Source organism: Salifodinibacter halophilus (assembly GCA_012999515.1).
In the GTDB taxonomy this organism is placed as follows: domain Bacteria; phylum Pseudomonadota; class Gammaproteobacteria; order Nevskiales; family Salinisphaeraceae; genus Salifodinibacter; species Salifodinibacter halophilus.
Genome location: JABEEB010000439.1, coordinates 1 through 254, shown reverse-complemented (window position 1 = coordinate 254; position 254 = coordinate 1). Strand labels below are relative to the sequence as shown.

The 254-nt window shown below is 69.3% G+C and carries 1 protein-coding gene; it reads left to right on the top strand.

All coding sequences use genetic code 11. The features are described 5' to 3' along the window. Positions 1-254, top strand: a 254-nt coding sequence (locus tag HKX41_12355) for a pseudouridine synthase (GenBank protein ID NNC24927.1), incomplete at both ends; no start/stop codon positions are given.

Sequence of the window (254 nt, the reverse complement as noted above, 5' to 3'; positions counted from 1 at the left end):
CCGCACCCAACCGCCCAAGCCCACATTGGCCGGATTCGGCCTGCCCGCCGAGGTCTACGCCGCCGGCCGCCTCGACCACGACAGCGAAGGCCTGCTGCTGCTCACCGACGACGGCACGCTCGCCCACCGCCTCACCGACCCGCGCCACAAACAGGCCAAGACCTACCTGGTCCAGGTCGAAGGCGAGCCGTCCGCAGAGCAATTGCGGCAACTCAGCGAAGGCGTGAACTTGAACGACGGCCCAACCCTGCCGG